This window comes from Bradyrhizobium cenepequi, from assembly GCF_020329485.1.
Classification (GTDB): Bacteria; Pseudomonadota; Alphaproteobacteria; order Rhizobiales; family Xanthobacteraceae; genus Bradyrhizobium; species Bradyrhizobium cenepequi.
This window is the reverse complement of the sequence record NZ_JAGKJI010000013.1, coordinates 43,222-69,720: the sequence shown is the minus strand read 5'-3', so window position 1 is coordinate 69,720 and position 26,499 is coordinate 43,222. Positions and strand designations below refer to the sequence as shown.

The following is a 26,499-nucleotide window of genomic DNA, read 5'->3' as shown; positions in this document are numbered from 1 at the left end:
GCCTCATCTGAGCAACTGCGCTACTCCGATAGCGGGAGCTCGGCGACATCAAGGATGCTGCCGATGCCATGCCGCAGGCGGCGCATGGCGCTGTCTTCGCTCGCGAGACCGAATGCCAGCATCGAGCGTCCGGTCACGGCATAGGCGTGGCCGAACGGAAAGGTCGGCAGGTGCCCGTCCGGCTGGTTGGTGTCGATCAGCCCCTGCCAATGCTGCCCTTGCGGGACCTTCGGCAGCGTAAAGTTCACGACGTCAAAATGGGCGTTGTAGATCAACAGCAGGGTCGCGTCCGATCCGCGACGCTTGATGCCGGTCTCCTGAGCGCGACCATCGAGCAGCATCCCAAAGCAGCGCACATTGCCATCCTGCCATTGCTCGGTGACCATTTCCTCGCCCGACGGGGCGAGCCAGGTCACATCCTTGACGTCAAGCTCCTCATTGTGTGTTCCGACGACGAAGCGGCTCCGATAAAGGATTGGAAACGCCTTGCGCATCGCGATCAGCTTTCGCGTGAATTCGCGCAAGGCGCGGCCTTCAGGCGATATCTTCATCCAATCGAGCCAGGTGGTCTCGTTATCCTGCGCATAGGCGTTGTTGTTGCCTTTCTGGCTGTGACCGAACTCGTCACCGGCGAGCAGCATCGGCGTGCCGTGCGACAAGATCATCGTGGCCAGGAAATTGCGTTTCTGCCGTTCGCGCAGCGCGACAATCTCCGCGTCCTGCGTTGGACCTTCGACGCCGTGATTCCACGAGTGATTGTTGGAGTGACCGTCTTTGTTGTTCTCGCCATTGGCCTCGTTGTGCTTGTCGTTGTACGAGACGAGATCGTTGAGGGTGAAGCCGTCATGGGCAGTGACGAAGTTGACACTCGCCCAGGGTTTGCGGCCGCGCTTGTTGAACAAGTCTCCTGACCCGCTAATACGCTTGACGAAATCGGCGACCTGTCCGGCATCCCCTTTCCAAAAGCTTCGCACGGTATCGCGGAATTTGTCGTTCCATTCCGCCCAGCCCGGCGCAAACTGGCCGACCTGGTAGCCGCCGGGGCCGATGTCCCACGGCTCTGCGATCAGCTTGACATTGGAGAGCACCGGGTCCTGCCGACAGGCATCAAGGAAGCTGCCGCCCTCATCGAAGCCGTAGGGCTCGCGCGCGAGAATGGTGGCAAGATCGAAACGGAAGCCGTCGATGCGCATCTCCGTTGCCCAGTAACGAAGAGAGTCGGCGACCATCTGCAGCACGCGCTGGTGCGATAGATTGACGGTATTCCCGGTGCCGGTATCGTTGATGTAGTAGCGCTTCTGATCGGGCAGCAGCCGATAGTAGCTCGCGTTGTCGATGCCCTTAAACGACAGCGTCGGTCCGAGTTCGTTGCCTTCCGCCGTGTGGTTATAAACCACGTCGAGGATCACCTCGATGCCGTGGGCATGGAACTGGTTGACCATCTCCTTGAACTCGTTCGGCCAGGGCGTCCGCAGATAGCGCGGATCGGGTGCGAAGAAGGCGACCGAGTTGTAGCCCCAATAATTGTGCAGGCCCTTGTCGACCAGATAGCTGTCGTCGACGAAAGCGTGAATCGGCAACAGCTCGGCGCTGGTGACGCCGAGCGAGCGCAAATACGCTGACACGTTCGGGCAGGCGAGGCCCGCGAATGTGCCGCGGTCGGCCTCCGGCACCAATGGATGCAGCTTGGTGAAACCTTTCACATGCATCTCGTAGATGATGGTGCGCTCCCACGGTGTCGCGGGCTTGCGGTCACGCCCCCAGGTGAAAGCGGGATCGATGACCCGGCACTTCTGCACCAGATGGACATTGTCACGGTCATCAAAGGATTTGTCCTTGTCGGGATCACCGATCTTGTAACCGAACAGCTCGGGGCCCCATTGCAACTGACCGACCAGTTGTCGGGCGTAGGGATCGATCACCAGCTTGTTCGGATTGAAGCGATGGCCGGCATCCGGTTCATAGGGACCATGGACGCGGTAGGCGTAAACCAATCCTGGGCGCGCGGTCGGCAGATAGCCATGCCAGACTTCGTCGGTATATTCGGGAAGCTCGATCCGCTCGATCTCGGTTTCGCCTGCGTTATCGAACAGGCACAGCTCCACCTTGGAGGCGTGCGCTGAAAACAGCGCGAAGTTGACGCCAAGGCCGTCCCAAGTGGCGCCGAAGGGAACTGGCTTGCCTTCTCGAACGGCGGAGCGCCGCAGCAACTGCGCTGCCTGCGCGAGCTCACGATCGGCCGCTGATCTATCCATCGGATGGCGTGCCCTTGGATCAAGTGAACGCTTTTACGTCGCCATCGTTCCTCTGGTGGCTAGCTGCGCTTCCGCGGCGGCTCTGTCCGTAGCCGGACGGCCCTGCACGCCGCGAAAAATTTCGTCTCGCCCTCTTGAATCGGAATTCTACGTTCCTAGTTCGACTTCCGCCCTGGACTGGTTCCGAGCGCCGGTCCTGTGACGCCGTTGAAGCGGGACGACCAGGGCCTCGCGGAAGGCCACTTAGAGCATGATCCGGAAAGATCGAAACCGCTTTCCCCGACCATGCTCAAACAAAGACGATAGAACGCAGTTGGTCCATCAAGGGGAGAGGAGAAACAAGGGGAGAGGAGAAAACGTCATGGCTGCGAAAGACGTGAAGTTCTCAACCGAAGCCCGTGAGCGCATGCTGCGTGGCGTAGATCTGCTGGCGAACGCGGTCAAGGTCACGCTCGGACCGAAGGGCCGCAACGTCGTGCTGGAAAAATCCTTTGGAGCGCCGCGCATCACCAAGGATGGCGTCACCGTCGCCAAGGAGATAGAGCTCGAGGACAGATTCAAGAACATGGGCGCGCAGATGGTGCGGGAGGTCGCGTCCAAGACCAGCGATCTCGCAGGTGACGGCACCACCACCGCGACAGTGCTTGCGCAGGCGATCGTCAAGGAGGGCGCCAAGTCGGTCGCCGCCGGCATGAACCCGATGGACCTCAAGCGCGGCATCGACCTCGCCGTCGACGCGATCGTCGACAACCTCGAAGCCCATGCCAAGAAGATCACCTCGAACGACGAGATTGCCCAGGTAGGCACCATCTCCGCCAACGGAGATGCGGAGATCGGCCGCTTCCTCGCCGATGCCATGCAGAAGGTCGGCAATGAAGGCGTGATCACGGTCGAGGAGGCGAAGAGCCTGAACACGGAGCTTGAAGTGGTCGAGGGCATGCAGTTCGACCGCGGCTATGTCTCGCCATATTTCGTCACCAATGCCGAGAAGATGAAGGTGGAGCTCGAAGAGCCCTACGTTCTGATCCACGAGCAGAAACTGACCACGCTGCAATCGATGTTGCCGCTGCTGGAGGCGGTGGGGCAGTCGAGCAAGCCGCTGCTCATCGTCGCGGAAGACATTGAGGGCGAGGCGCTGGCGACGCTCGTTGTCAACAAGCTGCGCGGCGGCCTGAAGGTCGCCGCGGTGAAGGCGCCGGGTTTCGGCGATCGCCGCAAGGCGATGCTCGAGGATATTGCGATCCTCACCGGCGGCACCGCGATCTCGGAAGATCTCGGCATCAAGCTCGAGAATGCCACGTTGAACATGCTCGGCCGGGCCAAGAAGGTCGTGATCGAAAAAGAGAACACGACCATCGTTGATGGCGCCGGAGCCAAGAAGGACATCGAGGCGCGGGCCGCCCAGATCAAGGCGCGGATCGAGGAAACCACCTCCGACTATGATCGCGAGAAGCTGCAGGAGCGACTCGCCAAGCTCGCCGGCGGCGTCGCCGTGATCCGGGTCGGCGGCGCGACCGAGGTCGAGGTGAAGGAGCGGAAGGACCGCGTCGAGGACGCGCTACACGCGACCCGCGCAGCAGTCGAGGAGGGCATCCTTCCCGGCGGGGGCGTGCCGCTGCTTCGCGCCTTGAAGGTGCTGGACGAGATTGAGACCGCCAACGCCGACCAGAAGGCCGGCGTCGATATCGTGCGTCGCGCCTTACAGATACCGGCGCGCCAGATCGTCGAGAATGCCGGCGAGGACGGTTCGCTGGTGGTCGGCAAGCTGCTCGAGAGCGGCGACTATAACTGGGGCTTCAATGCCGCGACTGGCGAGTACGAGGACTTGGTAAAGGCTGGCGTGATCGATCCGGCGAAGGTGGTTCGTGCCGCATTGCAGGACGCGGCATCCGTTGCCTCGCTCCTGATCACGACGGAAGCATTGGTCGCCGACAAGCCGAAGAAGTCCGAGCAGACCCCCACACCGTCGCCGATGGACTTCTGATCGGCCCAAACCCCGGTCGGGAACGGACCTGGTCGCGCGCCTGAGCAACGGATCGAGCACGATCGGTATCGGGGACGCCGGATCCTCTCGGCCGATCGAGCGCAGCAGGCGGCCCGACGTCGGCCGCTGCGGGAATGAGGGCAGGCTCGCGGACTACGGAGTCCGCGCCACAGATCTCATGCTAGACAGGAGGATAAACATGGCATTTCGTGATCTTATTCCCTGGTCGAGAAACCAGGAGCTTGCGCCGACGCGCGACCCGTTTGATCCATTCTTCACGCTCCACCGCGAGATGAACCGGCTGTTCGACGACGCCTTCCGCGGCTTCGGTTCGTTCGGCCGCGTCGGCAGTCCGCTGATGGAGGGCCGGTTCAGCTGGCCGAAGATCGAGCTCAGCGAGACCGACAACACGCTAACCGTTTCCGCCGAACTCCCCGGCTTGACCGAGAAGGACGTCCAGGTCGAAATCGCCAACGGCGTGCTGACGCTCAAGGGTGAGAAGAGGGCTGAGCGGACGGACGAGGAAAGGTATTTTTCCGAGCGCTACTACGGCGCGTTCGAGCGGCAGATCCCGCTGGAGGGCATCGCAGAGGACAAGGCTGAGGCCTCGTTCCGCGACGGCGTGCTGAAGATCACGCTGCCAAAAACGGAGCAGGTGCGAGAAAACGTCAAACGCATCCCGATCAACAAGCAATAGCATGGCAAGGCGGTGCCCCTGCGCCGCCTTTCTCAACTACAACGGTGTCTTTCCCGCTGCGGAATCTCTCGGCGGCGACCAAAAGCCCGCGCCTCGCCCTTCGCCATGCTGACGCCATCAATTTTGGCGCTCGCTTTGATCAATCAAGCATCCGCGGTGATCGCCGTGCCATGGCTGGCACGGCTGCAGCGGTGGCATGCGAATGCCGCGATCTCAAGCAGGACAAAGCGGCGTTAAGGAACCGCGATGCTTGAATTCGGCGATCAGTAAACTGCCGCCCGCCAGGAGATGACGGGCGTCGGGTCGTTCAAAATTTTTGCTCGGCCCCGGCGCAGTGCACCGGGGCCTAGTGCATGGCTGTCGCGTTGAGGATGTGCTCGATACTCTTGAAGTGGTCAAGCCGCTCGATCTCGTGGTCGAGCTCCGAGCCTTCCTTCTCTTTCAGATTCTCTTCCATCTCGGCGATGGTCTCGCTGAACTGAGCGCGATCGACTTCCTGGATCGAGGTCGCGACATCGGCGAGCACGGTCAGGCGATTGTCCGAGACTTCGGCCAAACCGCCGAGCACCACCATCTTCTGATGCGCGCCGCCAGCCGTGATGGTCAGGATACCCGGACGGACCGCCGCGACGACCGGCGCGTGACCGGCGAGCACGCCGAAATCACCTTCCAGGCCGGGAATATCCACCTGATCGACCTCACCGGAGAAAGCGAGCTTTTCGGGGGAAACGAGATCGAAGTGGAAGGTGGCCATGGTGTACCTGCGAATAGCGAATAGCGAATGGTGAGTGGCGAAGTCAGGGAGCAGCGCTATTCGCTACTCCCTACTTCGCCATTCGCCCCTTAGGCTGCCTCGGCAGCCAGCTTCTTGCCCTTCTCGACCGCCTCTTCGATGGTGCCGACCATGTAGAAGGCAGCCTCCGGCAGGTGATCGTACTTGCCTTCGCACAGGCCGCGGAAGCCCTTGATGGTGTCGGCGAGCTCGACGAACTTGCCGGGCGAGCCGGTGAAGACTTCGGCGACGTGGAACGGCTGCGACAGGAAGCGCTCGATCTTGCGGGCGCGGGCCACCGTCAGCTTGTCCTCTTCGGAGAGTTCGTCCATGCCGAGGATGGCGATGATGTCCTGCAGCGACTTATACTTCTGCAGCACCTGCTGAACCATGCGCGCGGTCTGATAGTGCTCCTCTCCGACGACGAGCGGGGAGAGCATGCGCGAGGTAGAGTCGAGCGGGTCTACCGCCGGGTAGATGCCCTTTTCCGAAATCGCGCGGCTCAACACTGTGGTCGCGTCCAAGTGGGCGAACGAGGTGGCGGGCGCCGGGTCGGTCAAGTCGTCGGCCGGCACGTAGATCGCCTGCACCGAGGTGATCGAGCCCTTGTGGGTGGTGGTGATACGCTCCTGCAGCGCGCCCATGTCGGTCGCAAGCGTCGGCTGGTAACCCACCGCCGACGGGATACGGCCGAGCAGCGCCGACACTTCGGAGCCGGCCTGCGTGAAGCGGAAGATGTTGTCGACGAAGAACAGCACGTCCTGACCCTGGTCGCGGAAGTGCTCGGCCACGGTGAGGCCGGTGAGGCCGACGCGCGCGCGCGCGCCCGGCGGTTCATTCATCTGGCCGAACACCAGCGCGCATTTCGACTGCACGCTCGGATCGGGATTGCGCGGGTCCGCGTTGACCTTGGACTCGATGAACTCATGATAGAGATCGTTGCCTTCGCGGGTGCGCTCGCCGACGCCGGCGAACACCGAGTAACCGCCGTGCGCTTTCGCAACGTTATTGATCAGCTCCTGGATCAGCACGGTCTTGCCGACGCCGGCGCCGCCGAACAGGCCGATCTTGCCGCCCTTGGCGTAAGGCGCGAGCAAATCGACCACCTTGATGCCGGTGACGAGAATTTCCGCCTCGGTGGACTGGTCGGTATAGGTCGGCGCTTCCTGGTGGATCGCGCGCAGGTCTTCGGCCTTGATCGGACCAGCCTCGTCGATGGGCTCGCCGATGACATTGATGATGCGGCCGAGCGTGCCAACGCCGACCGGCACCCTGATCGGCTGGCCGGTATCGGTCACGTCCTGGCCGCGCACCAGACCTTCTGTGGTGTCCATCGCGATCGTCCGCACGGTGGATTCGCCGAGATGCTGCGCCACCTCGAGCACGAGACGGCTGCCGCCGTTCGTCGTCTCCAGCGAATTGAGAATTGCCGGCAGGTGGCCCTCGAACTGGACGTCGACGACGGCGCCCATGACCTGGGTGACGCGACCGATCTGGTTGGCTGCTGTAGCCATTTACTCTGTCTCCTTCGATCCGAATTTCAGACCACGGTCAGCTTGACCGGGATATTGCCTTTGGTGGCCTTCGAATACGGGCACACCGTGTGAGCTTCATCGACGACCGCCTGCACCTTGGCCTTGTCGGCGCCGGGAATGGAAACCTTGAGTTCGACCGCGAGCGAAAAGCCGCCGTCAGTCTTGAGCGTCACGTCAGCGGTGACCTCGGCCGCCTGGCCGTCGACACCGTGGTTCTTGGCGACAACGAGAATGGCCTGGCCAAAGCAAGCCGAATAGCCCAGTGCAAAAAGCTGCTCGGGATTATTGCCGTCGCCGGCACCGCCCAATTCCTTCGGCAGCGCCATCGCGAGCGCGAGCCCGCCGCTGTCGAGCATGGAACGGCCGTTGCGTCCGCCCTTGGTGGTAGCCGATGTGACGTATGCCATGTCGCGCTCCCTTGGTTAGACCGCCTCGGCGCCGGAAATGATTTCGATCAGTTCCTTGGTGATCATCGCCTGGCGGGTGCGATTGTAGACCAGCGTCTGCTTGCGGATCATTTCACCGGCATTGCGCGTCGCGTTGTCCATCGCGCTCATCTGCGCGCCGTAGAACGAGGCGTTGTTTTCCAGGAGCGCGCGGAATACCTGCACCGCGAGGTTGCGCGGCAACAAGCGGGTGAGGATCTCGTCCTCTTCCGGCTCGTACTCGTAAGCGGTTGCCGCGCCGCCGTTTCCGGCCGGCGTTTCCACCACCAGCGGAATGACCTGCTGCGCCGTCGGGATTTGCGCAATCACCGACTTGAACTGCGAATAGAACAGTGTGCAGACGTCGAATTCACCAGCATCGAAGCGTGCCAGCACTTTTTTGGCGATGTCCTCGGCGTTGACGAAGCCGAGCTGGCGCACCGCGCGCAGGTCGATATGTTCGACAATCTGCCGTTCGAACAGGCGGCGAAGCTGCTCATAGCCCTTGCGGCCGACGCAGAAGAATTTGACCTCCTTGCCCTGACCAAGCAGCGACAGCGCGTGCTCGCGCGCCAGTCGCACGATCGCGGAGTTGAACGCGCCGCAAAGGCCACGTTCGCCGGTGCAGACCAACAGCAGATGCACCTGGTCCTTACCCGTCCCGGCGAGCAGCGCCGGCGCACCGGGCGAGCCCGCGGCGGCGCTGGCGATATTGCCGATCACGGCGCCCATCTTGTCTGCATACGGCCGGGCAGCCTCGGCAGCGGTCTGCGCGCGGCGCAGCTTTGACGCCGCCACCATCTGCATGGCCTTGGTGATCTTCTGCGTCGCCTTGGTCGAGGCGATGCGGACCCGCATGTCTTTCAGTGACGCCATTCTTCGTCCACCCCGGCGATCCGATCAGGCGATCCGACCGCTAGCCTATCCCATTGTTCTGTCCGGCGGCCTGCGCCGGGCATCCGCATCTCGGCGGCCGGGAGCCGCAGCGCGAAGACCACTTCGCGCCTTGCCCGGCCGCGACGACGTTTAGGCAAACGTCTTGGCGAAACCTTCGACAACGCTCTTCAGCTTGGCGGCGAGGTCGTCGTTAAGGTCACGGCTTTCGCGGATGGCGTCGAGGAGGTCGGCGTTCTTGCCGCGCAGAAGTGACAGCAGGCCATCCTCGAAGGCGCGCACCTTGTTGAGCGGCAGCGGATCGAGATAGCCGTTGGTGCCGGCCCAGATCACACACACCTGCTCTTCCATCTTGAGCGGCGAGAACTGCGGCTGCTTCAATAGTTCGGTCAGGCGCGAGCCGCGGTTGAGCAGGCGCTGGGTCGAGGCGTCGAGATCGGAGCCGAACTGCGCGAACGCCGCCATTTCACGGTACTGCGCAAGCTCGCCCTTGATCTTGCCTGCGACCTTCTTCATCGCCTTGGTCTGCGCCGACGATCCGACGCGCGACACCGACAGACCGACGTTAACCGCGGGGCGGATGCCCTGGAAGAACAGGTCGGTTTCCAGGAAGATCTGGCCGTCGGTAATCGAGATCACGTTGGTCGGGATGTAGGCCGACACGTCGTTGGCCTGGGTTTCGATCACCGGCAGCGCGGTCAGCGAACCCAAACCGTGCTCCTTGTTGAGCTTCGCCGCGCGCTCGAGCAGACGGGAGTGGAGATAGAACACGTCGCCCGGATAGGCTTCGCGGCCCGGCGGGCGGCGCAGCAGCAGCGACATCTGGCGGTAAGCAACGGCCTGCTTCGACAGGTCGTCATAGATGATGACCGCATGCATGCCGTTGTCGCGGAAGTATTCGCCCATCGTGCAGCCGGTGAACGGCGCGATGTACTGCATCGGCGCCGGATCGGAAGCGGTGGCAGCGACGACAATCGAATATTCCAGCGCGCCCTGCTCTTCGAGCACTTTCACGAATTGCGCGACGGTGGAACGCTTCTGGCCGACCGCAACGTAGACGCAATACAGCTTGATGCTCTCGTCCGGCTGGGCGTTGAGCGGCTTCTGATTGAGGATGGTATCGAGCGCGATCGCGGTCTTGCCGGTCTGGCGGTCGCCAATGATCAGTTCGCGCTGGCCGCGGCCGATCGGGATCAGGGCATCGATCGCCTTCAGGCCGGTCGCCATCGGCTCGTTCACCGACTTGCGCGGAATGATGCCCGGCGCCTTCACGTCGACGCGCATGCGCTTTTCTGCCTGGATCGGACCCTTGCCATCGATCGGGTTGCCGAGCGCGTCCACAACGCGGCCGAGCAGGCCCTTGCCGACTGGCGTGTCGACGATGGCGCGGGTGCGCTTGACGGTCTGGCCTTCCTTGATCTCGCGGTCGGCGCCGAAGATCACGATGCCGACGTTGTCGTTTTCGAGGTTGAGCGCCATGCCGCGGGTGCCGTTCTCGAACTCGACCATTTCACCGGCCTGGACATTGTCGAGGCCGTAGACGCGGGCGATACCGTCACCGACCGACAGCACCTGTCCGACTTCGGTGACCTCGGCCTCCTGGCCGAAATTCTTGATCTGGTCCTTGAGGATCGCGGAAATTTCCGCGGCGCGGATGTCCATCAGCCTGCCTCTTTCATCGCGTGCTTGATCGAATTGAGTTTGGTGCGAAGCGAACTATCCACCATGCGGCTACCGACCTTGACCACGAGGCCGCCGATGATGGAGGGATCGATCTTCACGTTGAGTGCGACGTCCTTGCCCGTCACCGATTTCAGTGCGGCCTTCAGCGCGTCGAGATTCTTGTCATTGAGCTGTTCGGCGACGATGACCTCGGCGGTCGCCTCGCCTTTGAAGTTCGCTACCAGCGCGCGGTAGGCGCGAATCACGCCCGCCACCGCAAACAGCCGGCGATTGCCGGTCAGCACTTTGAGGAACTTTGCCGAGGTGCCGGATATACCGGCCTTGTCGAGCACCGCGGAGAGCGCCTTCAACTGCGCCCCGGCGGAGAACACCGGACTGCGCACCAGGCGCTTCAAGTCGGCACTCTCGTTCAGCAGGGCATCGAAATTATCGAGATCGGCCTTGACGGCATCGACGGACTTTTCCTCGCGAGCCAGTTCAAACAACGCGGTCGCATAACGACCGGCAACTCCCGAGACGGACGGATGTTCAGCAGCCACAGACGCGCTCTTTTTAGCTGTCAAACTCGCAAGGGAAAAACCGTCGCCACGATAGCGGCGCCTAGCGATCCAAGCCCTTGGAATTCAAGCGGGACTTCGATTTCCGACCGGCACCAGAGAGTGCCGGGATCGTTAAAATCGCGGCTTTGCTAGCATGGCGGGCGCGCAGGTGCAACATGACGTCACATCTGGGTGATGCCTTGTCGCACGGCGCCGCGAAGCGCCGGCACCTCTGCCCGAGCAAAATTCTGCGTGCAGGAATTTTGTCCGGCGAGCAAGAAGCCGGCCGATCGTTCCATCTGCGAACGCATGTGGCCAGGGCGAAATTTTGCGTTCCCATCGCGGAACAAAACGCTGCCTGCTCTCCATTTCGTGATTACTTGCGCAAACCTTACCGGGACGTAAGTCAACAGTATTCGTAAGTATTCATTCAGTTAAGATTGGTTAAAGTCAAAGACGAGCGGACGCTGTCAGACGGCGCGGCGGCAGTAACAAGATATTTCAGCCTGATACATTCCGGATTTACTGCCCAATTCATGCCTCATTGCGAAACCACACGACCCTCGTCAACGAAGGGACGGGGGTTCCATTTGTCACGCATGTGGCAATACTGATTGAGGGTCTTGAATGCTGAAATACAAGAAGTCGGCTCCGGGCAACGCAACCCGGTCGTCGCGCGCGGCGCTGGCTGTCGTCGCCGCAACATTCCTGGTTGGTGGCATCAGCGAAGCGTCGGCCAAATCCAGGCACCACCATCACCATCATCGCCATCACCATCATCACCACGCCCGCGCCGCCACCGATGGGGCATCCTTCCGCGACGCCAATGCGGCGTTTGCCCCCAGCACGGGCGGGCGCAGCTTCTCGGGCGTGGCATCCTTCTACGGCAACGAGTCGGGCAGCCGCACCGCATCCGGTCAGCGCTTCAACCAGAGCGCCTTGACCGCAGCCCACCGCAGCCTGCCGTTCGGCACCAAGCTGCGCGTGACCCATGGCGGCCGCAGCGTGATCGTCACCATCAATGATCGTGGCCCGTTCATTCGTGGCCGCGTCCTCGATCTCTCCACGGGCGCCGCCCGTGCCATCGGCCTGACTGGTGCCGGCGTCGGCCGTGTCACCGCCGAGGTCGTCTCTTAACGATGCCCTTCAGGCGCCGTTTCCGACCAGTTTCGGTAAGCGTTGCGTAGAGTAGCGGTAGCGGAACTTTCCGTGCCGATCAGAGCCTGCCGTCAGAAATGACGGCAGGCTTTTTTCATGTCGCTTCCATCGTCATTCCGGGGCGATGCGCAGTATCGAGCCCGGAATGACAGAAGCAACTACAAAAAGCTTTGCGGGTCGACGTCGACCTCGAGCTTGAGGTTCCCGGTGGTCTTCGGCGCGGCCGCCAGCCATTCGCGCAAGTATTGCGACAGATCGACCGAGCGCAGCGATTTCACCAGCAGGCGGAAGCGATAGCGGCCCTTGATGACGGCAAGCGGCGCCTCGGCCGGGCCGAGCACCTGGATGCGCTCGTCGAATGGCGCGACCGAGGCCAGCTTGCGCGCAAAGCCCTCCGCCGTGGGCCGGTCGCCCGCGGAGATGATCAGGCTCGCCAATCGCCCGAACGGCGGATAGCCGGTGCGCTCGCGCTGCTCGATCTCGCTTGCATAGAACGCCTCGCGGTCGTTGGCGACCAGCGCCTTCATCACGGGATGTTCGGGCTGATGGGTCTGCAGATAGCCGACGCCGCGGCCCTGGTCGCGGCCGGCGCGCCCGATCACCTGGTTGAGGAGCTGGAATGTGCGCTCGGCGGCGCGCGGATCGCCGTTGCCGAGGCCTAGATCTGCATCGACGACGCCGACCAGGTTGAGACGCGGAAAGTTGTGGCCTTTCGCCACAAGCTGCGTGCCGATGATGATGTCGACCCGGCCTTCCGCGATCTCGTTGAGCTCGGTGCGCATGGTCTCGATCGACGTGATGAGGTCGCTGGAGAGCACCATGGTGCGCGCGCGGGGAAAGAGCGCTGCGGCTTCTTCCTGCAGCCGCTCGACGCCGGGGCCGACCGCGACCAGCGATTCTTCCGCTGCGCAATGCGGACAGATGTTCGGGCGCGGCATCGAGAAGCCGCAATGATGGCAGACCAGGCGCTGGCGGAAGCGGTGATCGACCAGCCAAGCGTCGCAGATAGTGCAGGCAAAGCGGTGTCCGCAGGCGCGGCACAGCGTCAGCGGCGCATAGCCGCGGCGATTGAGGAACAATAACGCCTGCTCGCGCCGTTCCACCGCATAACGGATCTGCTCGGCGAGCCGCGGCGAGATAAAGCGGCCGCGCGGCGGCGGCTCGCGGCGCAGGTCGATGGCCTCGATATGCGGCATGTGCTGGCCACCGAAGCGCGAAGGCAGCGCGATGCGCTGATAGCGCCCCTTGCGCGCATTGACCTCGCTCTCAATCGACGGCGTGGCGGAGGCCAGCACGATCGGGATCTTTGCGATATGCGCGCGCACGACGGCCATATCTCGGGCATGGTAACGCGCCCCGTCGTCCTGCTTGTAGGCCTGGTCGTGCTCCTCATCGACGATGATGAACCCGAGATCGGCGTAGGGCAGGAATAGCGCCGAGCGCGCGCCGACCACGACCGCGGCCTCGCCGCCCGAGATCGCCGCCCAATTGCGGGCGCGGGTGCGCGGCGAGAGCTCGGAATGCCATTCCAGCGGACGCACGCCGAAGCGCTGCGCGAAGCGATCGAGGAACTGGCCGGTCAGCGCAATCTCAGGCATCAGGATCAGCGACTGCCGGCCGCGGCGGACATTTTCCGCGATCGCCTCGAAATAGACCTCGGTCTTGCCGGATCCAGTGACACCATCGAGCAGGGCCACATGAAAATTGCCGCTGGCCGCCAGCGTCCGCATCGCATCGGCGGCGGCACGCTGCTGGCGCGAGAATTCCGGCTGGGCGTAATCCGGATCGGGCGCCGGCGGCGCTGCCGGCGGCGGCAGCGGCTCGACCGTCAGCGTGCCCTCATCGACGAGGCCGTCGATCACGCCACCGCTCACGCCGGCTTCCCTCGCCGCTTCCGATTTGCCATGCAACAGGCGGTCGGAGAGCACTTCGATCACCCGCTGCCGCGCCAGCGTCATCCGCCGCGGCGGCTCACCGACCAGCCGCACGCCCAGACGCATCCGCTCGGGGCCGAGGTTTTCGCCCATGCGCAGCGTCATCCGCAGCACCATGCCGCGAGCGGACAGCGTGTAATTGGCAACCCAGTCGACGAGCGCGCGCAGCTCCGGTTTTAGCGGCGGCACATCGAGCTTTGCGCTGACCTCCTTCAGCCGGTTATGCAGCCGCGGATCCGGCTTTGCGTTTTCCGCCCACACCACCGCCATCACCTCGCGCGGACCGAGCGGCACCGCAACGACATCGCCGGCCTTGAGCTCCATGCCGCGCGGCACGCGATAGGAATAGGTCTGATCGAGCGCGACCGGGACCAGCACATCGACCATGGAGGTCGGATTGGCAGAGGAAGCGTGGCTGCGCGCGGTGTCCATTCAGGAGATCGTAAGTTCCGATTGCTGGTGAGGTTAGAGCCGCTGGCGCGAGTTAGCGAACGGTAAACGAAAGCGATGCGATATAATGGCTTAAACCATCGCCTCCAAGGCACGTCCATAAGATCAGGTTCATGGCCAAAGCGCTTCCCGCCGTTCCCTCGATCGAACTCGACTGCGCCGACGAAACGGTTACGCAAGAGATGGCGCACTGGCTATCCCATTTGCGCGCCGAGCGACGGCTGTCGCCGAAAACACTGGAGGCCTATGCCCGCGACGTCCGCCAATGCCTCGCCTTCCTCGCCGGGCACTGGGGCGCGCAGGTGACGCTGCAGGCTTTTGCGGCGCTGGAGGCCAGCGATGTCAGGGCGTTCATGGCGATGCGCCGCGCCGAGGATATCGCCGGGCGCTCGCTGATGCGCACCCTGGCGGGCCTGCGCTCGTTCGGCCGCTTCCTCGAACGCGAAGGTAAAGGCAAGGTCGGCGCGCTCTCCGCGATTCGCGCACCCAAGGTTGCAAAGAGCCTGCCGAAGCCGATCCGCGTGGAAGCGGCAAGACGCTTTGCCGATGCCGACGAGCGAGCCGGCGAAGCCCGGGAGACCTGGGTGCTGGTGCGCGACGCCGCCGTGATGGCGTCGCTCTATGGCTCTGGCCTGCGTATCTCCGAAGCGCTCGGCTTGAAACGTCGCGACGTACCGAAGCCCGGCGAAGGCGACGTGCTGGTCGTGACTGGCAAGGGCAACAAGACCCGCATGGTGCCGGTGCTGCAAAACGTGCTGCAGCTGATTGCCGACTACGCGGCGATCTGCCCGCATCCGCTGCCACCCACGGGCCCGATGTTCGTCGGCGCACGCGGCGGCCCCTTGAGCCCGCGCATCATCCAGCTTGCCATGGAGCGGCTGCGCGGCGCGCTCGGCCTTCCCGACAGCGCCACGCCTCATGCGCTGCGGCATTCGTTCGCAACCCATCTGCTCAGCCGCGGCGGCGATTTGCGCGCGATCCAGGAATTGCTCGGCCACGCTTCGCTTTCGACGACGCAAGTCTATACCGGCATCGACTCCGAGCGGTTGCTGGAGGTCTATCGCTCCGCGCATCCGCGGGGGTAATTTCGCTTCTTTGTTGACGTATTTCCTCATGCGGAGCGCGACACTGTGTTCATCCTGACACGTTCGCGTCACATCCGCTTGGCACTTGCGTAGGTGATGTCGTTTCGGCAACCGTGGCAGCGGGTCCTATCGGAGGGGAATCATGAGCGCACATGAGAGTATGGAGCATGCGGAGCACGCTGAGCATGCTTCCAGCGAGAACAAGAAGATCGCGCTGTTGATTGCCGTGATCGCGCTGTTCCTGGCGCTATCCGAAACGCTGGGCAAGGGGGCGCAGACCGAATCCATCAGCAAGAATGTCGAGGCCTCGAACCTGTGGGCATTCTTCCAGGCCAAAAGCATCCGCCGCACCGCGGTGCAGACCACCGCCGAGCAGACCAAGCTGAGCCTCGCCACCATCACTGACGACGCCGCCAGGGCGGCGGTGCAGAAGCAGATCGAGGACTGGCAGAAAACCGCGGCGCGCTATCGCTCCGAGCCCGAGACCGGCGAAGGCACCGAGCAGCTCGCCGAGCGCGCCAAGCATGCCGAGCACGAACGCGACGAGGCGACGGCAAAATACCATCACTTCGAGATCGCCTCCGCCGCCTTCCAGATCGCGATCGTGCTGGCATCGGCAACCATCATCACCGGCATCCTCGCGCTGGCCTGGATTTCAGGCCTGCTGACGCTGGCGGGCATCGTCATCACCGCGCTCGGCCTGTACTCGCCGCATCTGCTGCATTTGCATTGAGTCACTGATTGCCGGACTCTCCTTCACCTCTCCCGAAGGGAGAGGTCGCGCCGCAGGCGCGGGTGAGGGGTTACGGTCCCACGATAGAGCAAATCCCCTCACCCGAATTGCTGCGCAATTCGACCTCTCCCTATGGGAGAGGTGAAACCGAGCCCGTGGCTAGGGTTTGCGACGAGCAATCACCGCGCCTGCTGCACGCTTCTGCGGAAGCGCGCGATCAGCCGCAGCGTTCGCGCCGACCAGCCGCTGCCGTCGCCGCGCAGGATTTCGAGGATACGCCGCTTGATCGGATCGACCAGCGCGGCCGCCTTCGCGCGCATCCTCAGCACAAAATCATAAAGTGCTTCGAACCATCGCATTTCCAGCAGCTTCGGCCGGGTCACGTCGAAGATGAAAGCAGTGACGCCGACGCCGAGAAACTTCGCGAACAGGATGGTGCCAATCGCGCTCAGCCAATGTTCGTGGGCGAGCAGCCAAAGGCCGACGAGCTTCAGCGGAAACAGCGGGATCACAGGCACGATGAACACGATCAGCGTCATCGCCGGCGACAGCGAGTCGATCCGATCCGCAAGCCACTGCTTGAACGTGCGCAGCGGGATCATCGCCACCACACGCGCCACGATCGGCTCGAGGTGATCCCAAAGCCACGCCTCGATCAGGAAGATGATCGCGAGCAGGACCCAGAAAGGCTGAAGCAGGCGGCGCAGCATCTGTTGTCTCGACCCCGGCCAGAGTTTACGTTCGAGCATAATCCTTTACGGATCCTGCTCAGGCCGGGCGTCGATCACATATGGATGGCCCGCTTGCCGACCGCAAGCGCGGCTTCCTTGATCGCTTCGGAGCGGGTCGGATGGGCGTGGCAGGTGCGCGCCAGATCCTCGGCGGAACCACCGAATTCCATGAGAACCGCGGCTTCGTGGATCATTTCGCCGGCCTCGCGACCGATGATGTGCACGCCAAGCACCCGATCGGTCTTCGCATCCGCGAGAATCTTGACGAATCCTTCCGTGGTCTGGTTGACCTTGGAGCGGCCGTTGGCAGTGAATGGAAATTTACCGACGGTGTACGCAAGACCAGCCTGCTTGAGCTCTTCCTCGGTCTTGCCGACCGAAGACACTTCCGGCGTGGTATACACGACGGCTGGGATCACGTCGTAATTCACGTGGCCGGCCTGGCCCGCGATGATCTCCGCGACCGCCACGCCTTCATCTTCGGCCTTGTGCGCCAGCATCGGCCCGGCAACGACATCGCCGATTGCATAGATGCCTTTCACGGTGGTCGCGAAATGCGGGTCGATCTGGACGCGGCCGCGATTGTCGAGCGCGACACCTGCCTCCTTCAATCCGAGACCATCGGTGTACGGCACGCGGCCGATCGAGACCAGCACCACGTCGGCTTCAATCGTCTCCGAGGCCCCGCCCGCGGCAGGCTCAACCTTGGCCAGCAGCGTCTTGCCCGTGGTATCCACGGCGGTCACTTTGGTGCCGAGCTTGAACGCAAAGCCCTGCTTTTCGAGGATGCGCTGGAATTGCTTGGCGATCTCGCCGTCCATGCCGGGCAGGATGCGGTCGAGGAATTCGACCACCATCACCTCTGCGCCGAGGCGCTTCCACACCGAGCCGAGTTCGAGTCCGATCACGCCTGCACCGATGATAAAAAGTCTTTCCGGCACCTTCTCCAGCGACAGCGCGCCGGTTGACGACACGATGCGCCTCTCATCGATTTCGATGCCCTTCAGCGGCGCGATATCGGAGCCGGTCGCAATGACGATGTTCTTGGTCTCGACGGTCTGCGCCTTGCCATCGGCCGAAACCTCGACCTTACCCGCGCCAAGGATCTTGCCAGTGCCCTTCAGCACGTCGATCTTGTTCTTCTTCATCAGGAAGTCGACGCCCCTGACATTGCCGTCGATGCCCTGCTGCTTGAAGTTCATCATCGAGGGCAGATCGAGCTTCGGCGCCGATACGCTGACCCCCATCTTGGCGAAGGAATGCGCGGCTTCCTCGAACATCTCCGACGCATGCAACAGCGCCTTCGACGGCATGCAGCCGACGTTGAGACAGGTGCCGCCGAGTGTCGGGTCCTTCTCGACGACCGCGACCCTCATGCCGAGTTGCGCCGCGCGCACCGCGCAGACATATCCACCGGGCCCGGTGCCGATGACGATGAGATCATAAGAGGCCATGTTGAAAAGTCCTGTAGCTGAAGTTCGTGACAGGTATTAGCGGCCGCCCGAGACATCAAGGATGGCGCTTGTCACGTATGAAGCATCGTCCGACATCAGCCAGACGATGGCGTTGGCGATTTCCTCCGAGGTGCCGACGCGTTTCATCGGTACCATGTGGGCGAGGCGATGGGCGCGATCGGGCTCGCCGCCAGAGGCGTGAATGTCGGTGTCGATCAGGCCCGGCCTAATCGCGGCGACACGACTGCCCTCGGCTGCGACTTCATGGCCGAGGCCGATGGTGAAGGAATCCACCGCGCCTTTCGACGCGGCATAATCGACATAGGTGTTGGGCGAGCCGAGCTTGGCGGCGACCGACGACAGGTTGACGATGACGCCACCCTTGCCGCCGTTACGCGTCGACATCCGCCTCACCGCCTCGCGCGCGCACAGGATGCTGCCGGTGACGTTGACCGCCATCATGCGCTGGATGCGCTCGGCCGACATGTCCTCGACTCGTATCGAGGGTCCGACGATGCCGGCATTATTGACCAGTGCGCCAAGCGTGCCGAACTCATCCGCCGCCTTGAACAGCGCGAGGATATCGGCCTCGCTGCCGACGTCGCATTTCACCGCGATCGACTTGCCGTTGCTGGCTTCGATGTTGGCCAGGACTTCATCGGCCGCCGCCACATTGTTGGCATAGCCCACGACGACCTTGAAGCCGCGCGCCGCCGCAGCGATGGCGGTGGCGCGGCCGATGCCGCGGCTACCGCCGGTGATGACAACGACCTTATCCGTCACATCCGCCCCCTAAACGTTCACGCAACACGGTTTCGGCGGCCGAACAAGTTCAGCCGCCGCGCGAAAGCAAGCTTCAGAGATCCAGCACCAGCCGCGCCGGGTCTTCCAGGCTCTCCTTGACGCGCACCAGGAAGGTCACCGCTTCCTTGCCGTCGATCACGCGATGATCGTAGGACAGCGCCAGGTACATCATCGGGCGGATCTCGACCTTGCCGCCGACCACGACCGGACGCTCCTGGATCTTATGCATGCCGAGGATGCCGGACTGCGGCGCGTTCAGGATCGGCGTCGACATCAGCGAGCCATAGATGCCGCCATTGGTGATGGTGAAGGTGCCGCCCTGCATCTCCTCGATCTTGAGCTGGCCGTCGCGGGCCCTGCGGCCGTAGTCGGCGATCGACTTTTCTATCTCCGCGATCGATTTATAGTCGCAATCGCGCACCACGGGCACGACCAGGCCCTTGTCGGTGCCGACGGCGATGCCGACGTGATAATAGTTCTTGTAGATCAGGTCGGTGCCGTCGATCTCGGCGTTTGCCGCCGGGATCTCCTTCAAGGCCTGCACACAGGCCTTGGTGAAGAAGCCCATGAAGCCGAGCTTGATGCTGTGCTTCTTCTCGAACACGTCCTTGTACTGGGCACGCAGCGCCATGATGTGGCTCATGTCGACCTCATTGAAGGTCGTCAGCATCGCCGCCGTGTTCTGCACGTCCTTCAGCCGCCGCGCGATGGTCTGGCGCAGCCGCGTCATCTTCACGCGCTCTTCGCGCGCAGCATCATCCGCCGGCGACGGCGCACGCACCTGCACGGAAGCCGCCGGCTGATTGACCGGCGTCGGCGCGGAAGCCGCCCGCTCGATCGCCGCCAGCATGTCGCCCTTGGTCACGCGGCCATCCTTGCCGGAGCCCGGCACGGTCGAGGCATCGATCCCGCTCTCAGCCGAGAGCCTTCGCACTGACGGCGCCGCCGGTGCATCCGCAGGCGTTGCCTTTGGCGCTGATGGCGCAGGCGCCGGCGCGGCAGTGGCCGAGGGAGGCGGCGGCGGTGCAGCCGCGGGTTTGGCCGGCGCCGGTGCAGCGGCCGGCTTGGCGGCAGCCCCTGCGGCGCCATCGTTGATCTGGCCGAGCAGCGCGCCGACCGCGACGGTCTCGCCGTCCTTGGCGATGATCTCGCCCAGCGTGCCGGCGGAAGGCGCCGGCACCTCAATCGTGACCTTGTCGGTCTCGAGTTCGACCAAGGGTTCATCGACGGCAACGGCATCGCCGGCCTTCTTGAACCAGCGGCCGATGGTGGCCTCGGTCACGGATTCGCCTAGCGTCGGAACGCGGATTTCAGTCATGGTCTCGTTTCCTTAAAACAACCTGTACGGTCATAAATTCTGGCTGTCATGCTCCGCCCTGTGCGCAGTGACGCACTGGGGCGGGGAATCCAATAACCCGTGGCGGCGGCAATCAGGACCGGCGGCGCGAACTGCTGGACGCCCCGCCCCAGTGCGCGATTGCGCACAAGGCGGGGCATGACGGATTGAATGTTAGTTCAACGCCTCGTCCAGCAGCGCCTTGAGCTGCGCGAGATGCTTCGACATCAACCCGGTGGCGGTCGCCGCGGCCGCTGCGCGGCCCGCGTAGCGTGGGCGCCGGTTCGGCGCGTTGATCTGGTTCAGCACCCATTCGAGATAAGGCTCGATGAAATGCCAGGCGCCCATATTGCGCGGCTCTTCCTGGCACCACACCACCTCGGCACCCTTGAAGCGGCCGAGCTCCTGCACCAGCGCCTTCAGCGGCACCGGGTAGAGCTGCTCGATGCGCAGCAGATAAATGTCGTCGATGCCACGCTTCTCGCGCTCTTCGTAGAGGTCGTAATAGACCTTGCCCGAGCACAGGATGACGCGGCGGATCCTGGCGTCCGGCTGCAGCTTGATCTTCTCGTCAGCCTGCATTTGGGCGTCATCGTAGAGGATGCGGTGGAAGGTCGTACCCTTGGCGAGCTCCTCGAGCCGCGAGACGGCGCGCTTGTGCCGCAGCAGCGACTTCGGCGTCATCATGATCAACGGCTTGCGGATCTCGCGGTGCAGCTGCCGCCGCAGCACGTGGAAATAGTTGGCTGGCGTGGTCGGATAGACCACCTGCATATTGTCCTCGGCGCACATCTGCAGGTACCGCTCAAGCCGTGCCGAGGAGTGTTCCGGCCCTTGGCCTTCATAGCCATGCGGCAGCAGGCAGACGAGGCCGGACATGCGCAGCCATTTGCGCTCACCCGACGAGATGAACTGGTCGAACACCACCTGGGCGCCGTTGGCGAAGTCGCCGAACTGCGCTTCCCAGATCGCCAGTGCATTCGGCTCCGCGAGCGAATAGCCGTATTCGAAGCCGAGCACCGCTTCTTCCGACAACAGCGAGTTGATGACCTCGTAATGGCCCTGGTCGCCGCCGAGATGATTGAACGGCGTGTAGCGGCTCTCGTCCTCCTGATCGATCAGCACTGAGTGGCGCTGCGAGAAGGTGCCGCGCTCCGAATCCTGGCCGGACAGGCGGACGTGATGGCCTTCCTCCAACAGCGAGCAGAACGCCAGCGCCTCGCCGGTCGCCCAGTCGATGCCGGCACCGCTGTCGATTGCCTTCGCACGGTTATCGAGGAAGCGCTGGATGGTGCGGTGGACGCGGAAACCATCCGGCACCTTGGTGATCTTGCGGCCGATGTCCTTGAGCACGGCGACATCGACGCCGGTGACGCCGCGGCGCGCGTCCTCTTCCTGGTCGGCGAACTTGAAGCCGGCCCATTTGCCGTCGAGCCAGTCGGCCTTGTTCGGCTTGTAACTGGCGCCGGCCTCGAACTCGGCATCGAGCCGGGCGCGCCAGTCAGCCTTGGCCTTCTCGACCTCGCCCTCGGTGACGACCCCCTCGGCGATCAGCCGCCTGGCATAGATCTCCAGCGTGGACGGATGCGAAGCGATCTTCTTGTACATCACCGGCTGGGTGAAAGCCGGCTCGTCGCCCTCATTGTGGCCATGCCTGCGGTAGCAGAACATGTCGATGACCACCGGCTTGTGGAATTTCTGCCGGAACTCGATCGCGACCTTGGCCGCGAACACCACCGCTTCCGGATCGTCGCCATTCACATGGAAGATCGGCGCGTCGATCATCTTCGCCACGTCGGACGGATAGGGCGAGGAGCGCGAGTAGCGCGGATAGGTGGTGAAGCCGATCTGGTTGTTGACGATGAAGTGCAGCGAGCCGCCGGTGCGATAACCCTTCAGGTCGGACAGGCTGAAACATTCCGCCACCACACCCTGGCCGGCGAACGCCGCATCGCCATGCATCAGGAGCGGCAGCACCGAAATGCGCATGTCAGGCGGATCGCCATGCTGGTCCTGCTTGGCGCGCACCTTGCCGAGCACGACGGGGTCGACGATCTCGAGATGCGAGGGGTTTGCAGTCAGCGACAGATGAATGCTGTTGCCGTCGAACTCGCGGTCGGACGACGCGCCCAAGTGATACTTGACGTCGCCGGAGCCTTCGACCGCGTCCGGATTGGCCGAGCCGCCCTTGAATTCGTGGAACAGCGCGCGGTGCGGCTTGGCCATCACCTGGGTCAGCACGTTGAGGCGGCCGCGATGCGGCATGCCGACCACGATCTCCTTCACGCCGAGATTGCCGCCGCGCTTGATGATCTGCTCGAGCGCCGGGATCAGCGATTCGCCGCCGTCGAGGCCGAAACGCTTGGTGCCGGTGAACTTGACGTCGCAGAATTTCTCGAAGCCCTCGGTTTCGATCAGCTTGTTGAGGATGGCGCGGCGGCCCTCGCGGGTGAAGCTGATCTCCTTGTCCGGGCCTTCGATGCGCTCCTGGATCCACGCCTTCTGCGCGGCATTGGAGATGTGCATGAACTCGACGCCAAGCGTCTGGCAGTAGGTGCGCTCGCAGATCGCGACGATTTCGCGCAGCGTGCCGTATTCGAGCCCGAGTACATGGTCGAGGAAGATCTTGCGGTCGAAATCGGCTTCCGTGAACCCGTAGGTGCGCGGATCGAGTTCTTCGCGGTCGCGCGGGGCCTCGATGCCGAGCGGGTCGAGCTTGGCGTGGAAATGGCCACGCATGCGGTAAGCGCGGATCAGCATCAGCGCACGGACCGAATCGCGCGTCGCCTGGTTGACGTCAGCAGCCGAGAGCTCAGCACCCTTGGCCCGCGCCTTGGCGGCGATCTTGCTGCTGACGGCCCTCTCGACCTGCGCCCAGTTGCCGTCCAGCGCCGAGGTCAGGTCGTCGCGCGGCGTCACCGGCCAGTTTGGGCGGCTCCAGGATGGCCCGTTGGCGTTCTTCTGGACGTCTGCGGGGGTGTCCTTCAGGCTCTTGAAGAATTCCTGCCAATCGGTGTCGACCGATGCCGGGTCCTGCTCGTAGCGGGCGTAGAGGTCGTCGATGTAGGTGGCGTTGGTACCTTGCAAAAAGGAGGAGAGAGCAAAAGCGGCGTTCGCATCCTGGCGAGACATGATAGCGTCCTGGTGATTTCGGTTCGCGCGCAAGTCATGGCGCAAGCAGCCGGCCCGGAAGGCCGGCCGACTGAGATAGGATGGTTTACCCTATTTAATCCTAAACTTCGCGCCGAAAAGAACCAAGGACCGAATCAAGATTTCAATTTTTCGGCAAGGGTATGTCCGAGCCGTGCAGGCGACGGAGAAACAGTAATTCCCGCCGATTCCATGGCCGCGGTCTTGGAACCGGCATCGCCCTTGCCGCCGGAGATGATCGCGCCCGCATGGCCCATCCGGCGGCCGGGAGGAGCTGTGACGCCGGCGATAAAACCGACCATCGGCTTCTTGCGGCCCCGCTTGGCCTCGTCCTTGATGAACTGGGCAGCGTCCTCCTCTGCCGAGCCGCCGATCTCGCCGATCATGATGATCGACTTGGTCGCCTCGTCCTTGAGGAACATTTCCAGTACATCGATGAACTCGGTACCCTTGACCGGGTCGCCTCCGATGCCGACCGCGGTGGTCTGGCCGAGCCCCTCCTGCGAAGTCTGGAACACGGCCTCATAGGTCAACGTGCCCGAGCGCGAAACGATCCCGACGCTGCCAGGCCGGAAGATGTTGGCCGGCATGATGCCGATCTTGCATTCGCCGGCGGTCATGACGCCCGGGCAATTCGGCCCGATCAACCGCGACTTCGATCCCGACAGCGAGCGCTTGACGCGCACCATGTCCAGCACCGGGATGCCTTCGGTGATGCAGACGATCAGCGGGATCTCCGCATCGATCGCCTCGCAGATCGCGTCCGCCGCACCCGGCGGCGGCACATAGATCACCGACGCATCGGCGCCGGTCTTCTCCCGCGCCTCGCGCACCGTGTCGAACACCGGCAGGCCGAGATGGGTCGAGCCGCCTTTGCCGGGCGAGGTGCCGCCGACCATCTTGGTCCCGTAGGCGATCGCCGCTTCCGAATGGAAGGTGCCGTTCTTGCCGGTGAAACCCTGGCAGATGACCTTGGTGTTCTTGTCGATCAGGATGGACATGTCTTCAGATGCTTTCGCGAAACGCCGGTGACAGGTTTACTTGTTTGAGCATGATTCTCTCGGAAAACCGGCACCCCGCTTTTCCGGTTCATGCTCAGTGGACACGCCGATACACGCCGGTGAGCACGTCGGCCCATCCTTCCGCGTCGGGCGAGAACTGGATTTTCATGGTGTAGCTGTTGTCGTCGACGACTTCGTAGACGTGGCGCGCATTGCCGCGCAGCGAGCCGCGCACGAGCGTCAGCGTCTTGCCGACCCAGCTGCCGGAGGCCGGCGATGGCGGGTAGTAGCCGAGCGAATCGTGCCAGAACAATTTGTAGAGCCGGTCGTCGCGGTCGTAGGTGAACAAGGCATGGGTCGCGAATATCTCCTGGCCGTCGCGCGTCTGGCGGCTGTCCTGGATCAGATAGAGGCCGTTGAGATCGATGCGCGCCACCACATGCGAGGTGGCAGGACCGCCAGCGATCCAGCGCGAGGGATAGACCACCTCCTCGCCGGCCCATTCACCCGCGAATACCCCGAGCTTCTTGTGCTCCGGAAGCGGTGATGGTGCGGCAAGATGGTCCTGGGCCATTGCTAGCCTCCCTTGACGGCATTCACGATTTTCTGCGCGGCGTCATCGAGATTATCAGCAGGCACGACATTGAGACCGCTGTTGTTGATGATCTTCTTGCCCTGCTCGACATTGGTGCCTTCGAGCCGCACCACCAGCGGCACCTTGAGGCCGACCTGCTTGACTGCAGCGACGACACCCTCGGCGATCACATCGCACTTCATGATGCCGCCGAAGATGTTGACGAGGATGCCTTTCACGTTGGGATCCGCGGTAATGATCTTGAACGCCGCGGCCACCTTATCAACGCTGGCGCCGCCGCCGACATCGAGGAAGTTCGCGGGCTCCATGCCGTAGAGCTTGATGATGTCCATGGTCGCCATGGCAAGGCCGGCGCCATTGACCATGCAGCCGATGGTGCCGTCGAGCGCGACATAGTTGAGGTCGTATTTCGATGCCTCGATCTCCTTGGCATCTTCCTCGGTCTCGTCGCGCAGCGCCGCCACCTCGGCATGGCGGAACAAGGCATTGTCGTCGAACGCCACCTTGGCATCGAGCACGCGGAGCTGTCCCTGCCTGGTGACGACAAGCGGATTGATCTCCAGCATCGCCATGTCCTTGGCGGTGAACGCCGTATAAAGCTGGCTCACGAGCTTCTCGGCCTGCTTGGCGAGGTCGCCGGAAAGATTGAGCGCCTTCGCGACGGTGCGGCCGTGATGCGGCATGATGCCGGTGGCCGGATCGACCGAGAAGGTGACGATCTTTTCCGGCGTAGAGTGCGCGACGTCCTCGATGTTGACGCCGCCTTCGGTCGAGACCACGAACGAGACTTCGCTAGTTTCGCGATTGACCAGCACCGAAAGATAAAACTCCTTGTCGATGTCGGAGCCTTCCTCGATGTAGAGGCGGTTGACCTGCTTGCCATGCGGGCCGGTCTGCAGCGTCACCAACGTCGCGCCGAGCATCTGCTTGGCGAAAGCGGCGACTTCAGCCACCGACTTGGCGATCCGCACGCCGCCCTTGTCGCCGGCGGAAGCCTCCTTGAACTTGCCCTTGCCGCGGCCACCAGCGTGAATCTGGCTTTTCACCACCCAGATCGGGCCGGGGAGCGTCTTGGCTGCCACCTCGGCATCCTCAGGCTTCAGCACGGGCACGCCGCGCGAGATCGGCACGCCGAATTCGTGCAGCAGCGCCTTGGCCTGATATTCGTGGATATTCATCGGGACGCTCCCCAAACCCTCTACAACGGCGAGTTCTACAGTTCACCTTGGTAGTTGGCATACCACATACCAATAGAACCGCAACCAAGAAGCGCTTTCGGCCCCG

21 protein-coding genes are annotated in these 26,499 nt (G+C 63.2%); 5 read left to right on the top strand and 16 right to left on the bottom strand.

The window, feature by feature from the left end; all coding sequences use genetic code 11:
• Window positions 1-20: 20 nt before the first annotated feature.
• The gene (gene glgX / locus J6497_RS16420) at window positions 21-2,255 is read right to left on the bottom strand and encodes a glycogen debranching protein GlgX (RefSeq protein ID WP_225705307.1); all 2,235 of its coding nucleotides are present in this window, start codon (window positions 2,253-2,255) and stop codon (window positions 21-23) included.
• 361 nt (window positions 2,256-2,616) lie between these two features.
• On the opposite strand from glgX, the gene groL reads away from it, so the two are divergent.
• Both groL and J6497_RS16410 read left to right on the top strand, forming a co-directional pair.
• Complete coding sequence (gene groL / locus J6497_RS16415; protein WP_225705306.1) at window positions 2,617-4,239, top strand: chaperonin GroEL; 1,623 nt, start codon at window positions 2,617-2,619, stop codon at window positions 4,237-4,239.
• A gap of 199 nt (window positions 4,240-4,438) precedes the next feature.
• Window positions 4,439-4,936, top strand: a complete 498-nt coding sequence (locus J6497_RS16410; RefSeq protein WP_225705305.1) for an Hsp20/alpha crystallin family protein — start codon at window positions 4,439-4,441, stop codon at window positions 4,934-4,936.
• A gap of 346 nt (window positions 4,937-5,282) precedes the next feature.
• On the opposite strand, the gene J6497_RS16405 is transcribed toward J6497_RS16410, so the two are convergent.
• The 6 genes from J6497_RS16405 to J6497_RS16380 form a co-directional block, all read right to left on the bottom strand.
• The gene (locus tag J6497_RS16405) at window positions 5,283-5,690 is read right to left on the bottom strand and encodes a F0F1 ATP synthase subunit epsilon (protein ID WP_225705304.1); all 408 of its coding nucleotides are present in this window, start codon (window positions 5,688-5,690) and stop codon (window positions 5,283-5,285) included.
• Window positions 5,691-5,779: 89 nt separating this feature from the next.
• Window positions 5,780-7,222: a F0F1 ATP synthase subunit beta gene (atpD, locus tag J6497_RS16400; RefSeq protein WP_225705303.1), complete on the bottom strand. Its 1,443-nt coding sequence runs from the start codon at window positions 7,220-7,222 to the stop codon at window positions 5,780-5,782.
• 26 nt (window positions 7,223-7,248) lie between these two features.
• Window positions 7,249-7,650: an organic hydroperoxide resistance protein gene (locus J6497_RS16395; RefSeq protein ID WP_225705302.1), complete on the bottom strand. Its 402-nt coding sequence runs from the start codon at window positions 7,648-7,650 to the stop codon at window positions 7,249-7,251.
• Window positions 7,651-7,665: 15 nt separating this feature from the next.
• Entirely contained in the window at window positions 7,666-8,544 is an 879-nt protein-coding gene (locus tag J6497_RS16390) for a F0F1 ATP synthase subunit gamma (RefSeq protein ID WP_225705301.1), read from the bottom strand.
• Between the two features lie 150 nt (window positions 8,545-8,694).
• On the bottom strand, window positions 8,695-10,224 hold the full coding sequence (gene atpA / locus J6497_RS16385; RefSeq protein WP_225705300.1) for a F0F1 ATP synthase subunit alpha: 1,530 nt from the start codon (window positions 10,222-10,224) through the stop codon (window positions 8,695-8,697).
• The gene (locus J6497_RS16380; protein ID WP_225705299.1) at window positions 10,224-10,784 is read right to left on the bottom strand and encodes a F0F1 ATP synthase subunit delta; all 561 of its coding nucleotides are present in this window, start codon (window positions 10,782-10,784) and stop codon (window positions 10,224-10,226) included. The genes atpA and J6497_RS16380 overlap by 1 nt, the downstream gene beginning before the upstream one ends.
• Window positions 10,785-11,411: 627 nt before the next feature.
• Here J6497_RS16380 and J6497_RS16375 point away from each other — a divergent pair.
• Window positions 11,412-11,921, top strand: a complete 510-nt coding sequence (locus J6497_RS16375) for a septal ring lytic transglycosylase RlpA family protein (RefSeq protein WP_225705298.1) — start codon at window positions 11,412-11,414, stop codon at window positions 11,919-11,921.
• Window positions 11,922-12,100: 179 nt separating this feature from the next.
• Here J6497_RS16375 and J6497_RS16370 read toward each other — a convergent pair whose 3' ends face one another.
• A complete protein-coding gene (locus J6497_RS16370) occupies window positions 12,101-14,308 on the bottom strand; it encodes a primosomal protein N' (protein WP_225705297.1) in 2,208 nt (735 codons plus the stop codon).
• 131 nt (window positions 14,309-14,439) lie between these two features.
• Here J6497_RS16370 and J6497_RS16365 point away from each other — a divergent pair, with 131 nt between their 5' ends.
• Entirely contained in the window at window positions 14,440-15,411 is a 972-nt protein-coding gene (locus J6497_RS16365; protein WP_225705296.1) for a tyrosine recombinase XerC, read from the top strand.
• Between the two features lie 142 nt (window positions 15,412-15,553).
• Complete coding sequence (locus J6497_RS16360; protein ID WP_225705295.1) at window positions 15,554-16,144, top strand: DUF4337 domain-containing protein; 591 nt, start codon at window positions 15,554-15,556, stop codon at window positions 16,142-16,144.
• A gap of 179 nt (window positions 16,145-16,323) precedes the next feature.
• Here the strand turns inward: J6497_RS16360 and J6497_RS16355 are convergent, their stop codons facing one another.
• From J6497_RS16355 to sucC, 8 genes are all read right to left on the bottom strand, one after another.
• Complete coding sequence (locus J6497_RS16355; RefSeq protein ID WP_225705294.1) at window positions 16,324-16,854, bottom strand: hypothetical protein; 531 nt, start codon at window positions 16,852-16,854, stop codon at window positions 16,324-16,326.
• A 74-nt stretch (window positions 16,855-16,928) separates the two neighbouring features.
• The gene (gene lpdA / locus J6497_RS16350; RefSeq protein WP_225705293.1) at window positions 16,929-18,329 is read right to left on the bottom strand and encodes a dihydrolipoyl dehydrogenase; all 1,401 of its coding nucleotides are present in this window, start codon (window positions 18,327-18,329) and stop codon (window positions 16,929-16,931) included.
• A 36-nt stretch (window positions 18,330-18,365) separates the two neighbouring features.
• Window positions 18,366-19,112 carry an SDR family oxidoreductase gene (locus J6497_RS16345; RefSeq protein WP_225705292.1) on the bottom strand — a complete coding sequence of 249 codons (747 nt, stop codon included), beginning with the start codon at window positions 19,110-19,112 and terminating at the stop codon, window positions 18,366-18,368.
• A gap of 73 nt (window positions 19,113-19,185) precedes the next feature.
• A complete protein-coding gene (gene odhB, locus J6497_RS16340) occupies window positions 19,186-20,451 on the bottom strand; it encodes a 2-oxoglutarate dehydrogenase complex dihydrolipoyllysine-residue succinyltransferase (protein WP_225705291.1) in 1,266 nt (421 codons plus the stop codon).
• A 192-nt stretch (window positions 20,452-20,643) separates the two neighbouring features.
• Window positions 20,644-23,601 carry a 2-oxoglutarate dehydrogenase E1 component gene (locus tag J6497_RS16335; protein WP_225705290.1) on the bottom strand — a complete coding sequence of 986 codons (2,958 nt, stop codon included), beginning with the start codon at window positions 23,599-23,601 and terminating at the stop codon, window positions 20,644-20,646.
• Between the two features lie 134 nt (window positions 23,602-23,735).
• A complete protein-coding gene (sucD, locus tag J6497_RS16330) occupies window positions 23,736-24,620 on the bottom strand; it encodes a succinate--CoA ligase subunit alpha (RefSeq protein ID WP_225705289.1) in 885 nt (294 codons plus the stop codon).
• A gap of 94 nt (window positions 24,621-24,714) precedes the next feature.
• Entirely contained in the window at window positions 24,715-25,194 is a 480-nt protein-coding gene (locus J6497_RS16325; RefSeq protein ID WP_225705288.1) for a DUF1579 family protein, read from the bottom strand.
• Window positions 25,195-25,196: 2 nt separating this feature from the next.
• Window positions 25,197-26,393: an ADP-forming succinate--CoA ligase subunit beta gene (gene sucC, locus J6497_RS16320; protein ID WP_225705287.1), complete on the bottom strand. Its 1,197-nt coding sequence runs from the start codon at window positions 26,391-26,393 to the stop codon at window positions 25,197-25,199.
• Between the last annotated feature and the right edge of the window lie 106 nt (window positions 26,394-26,499).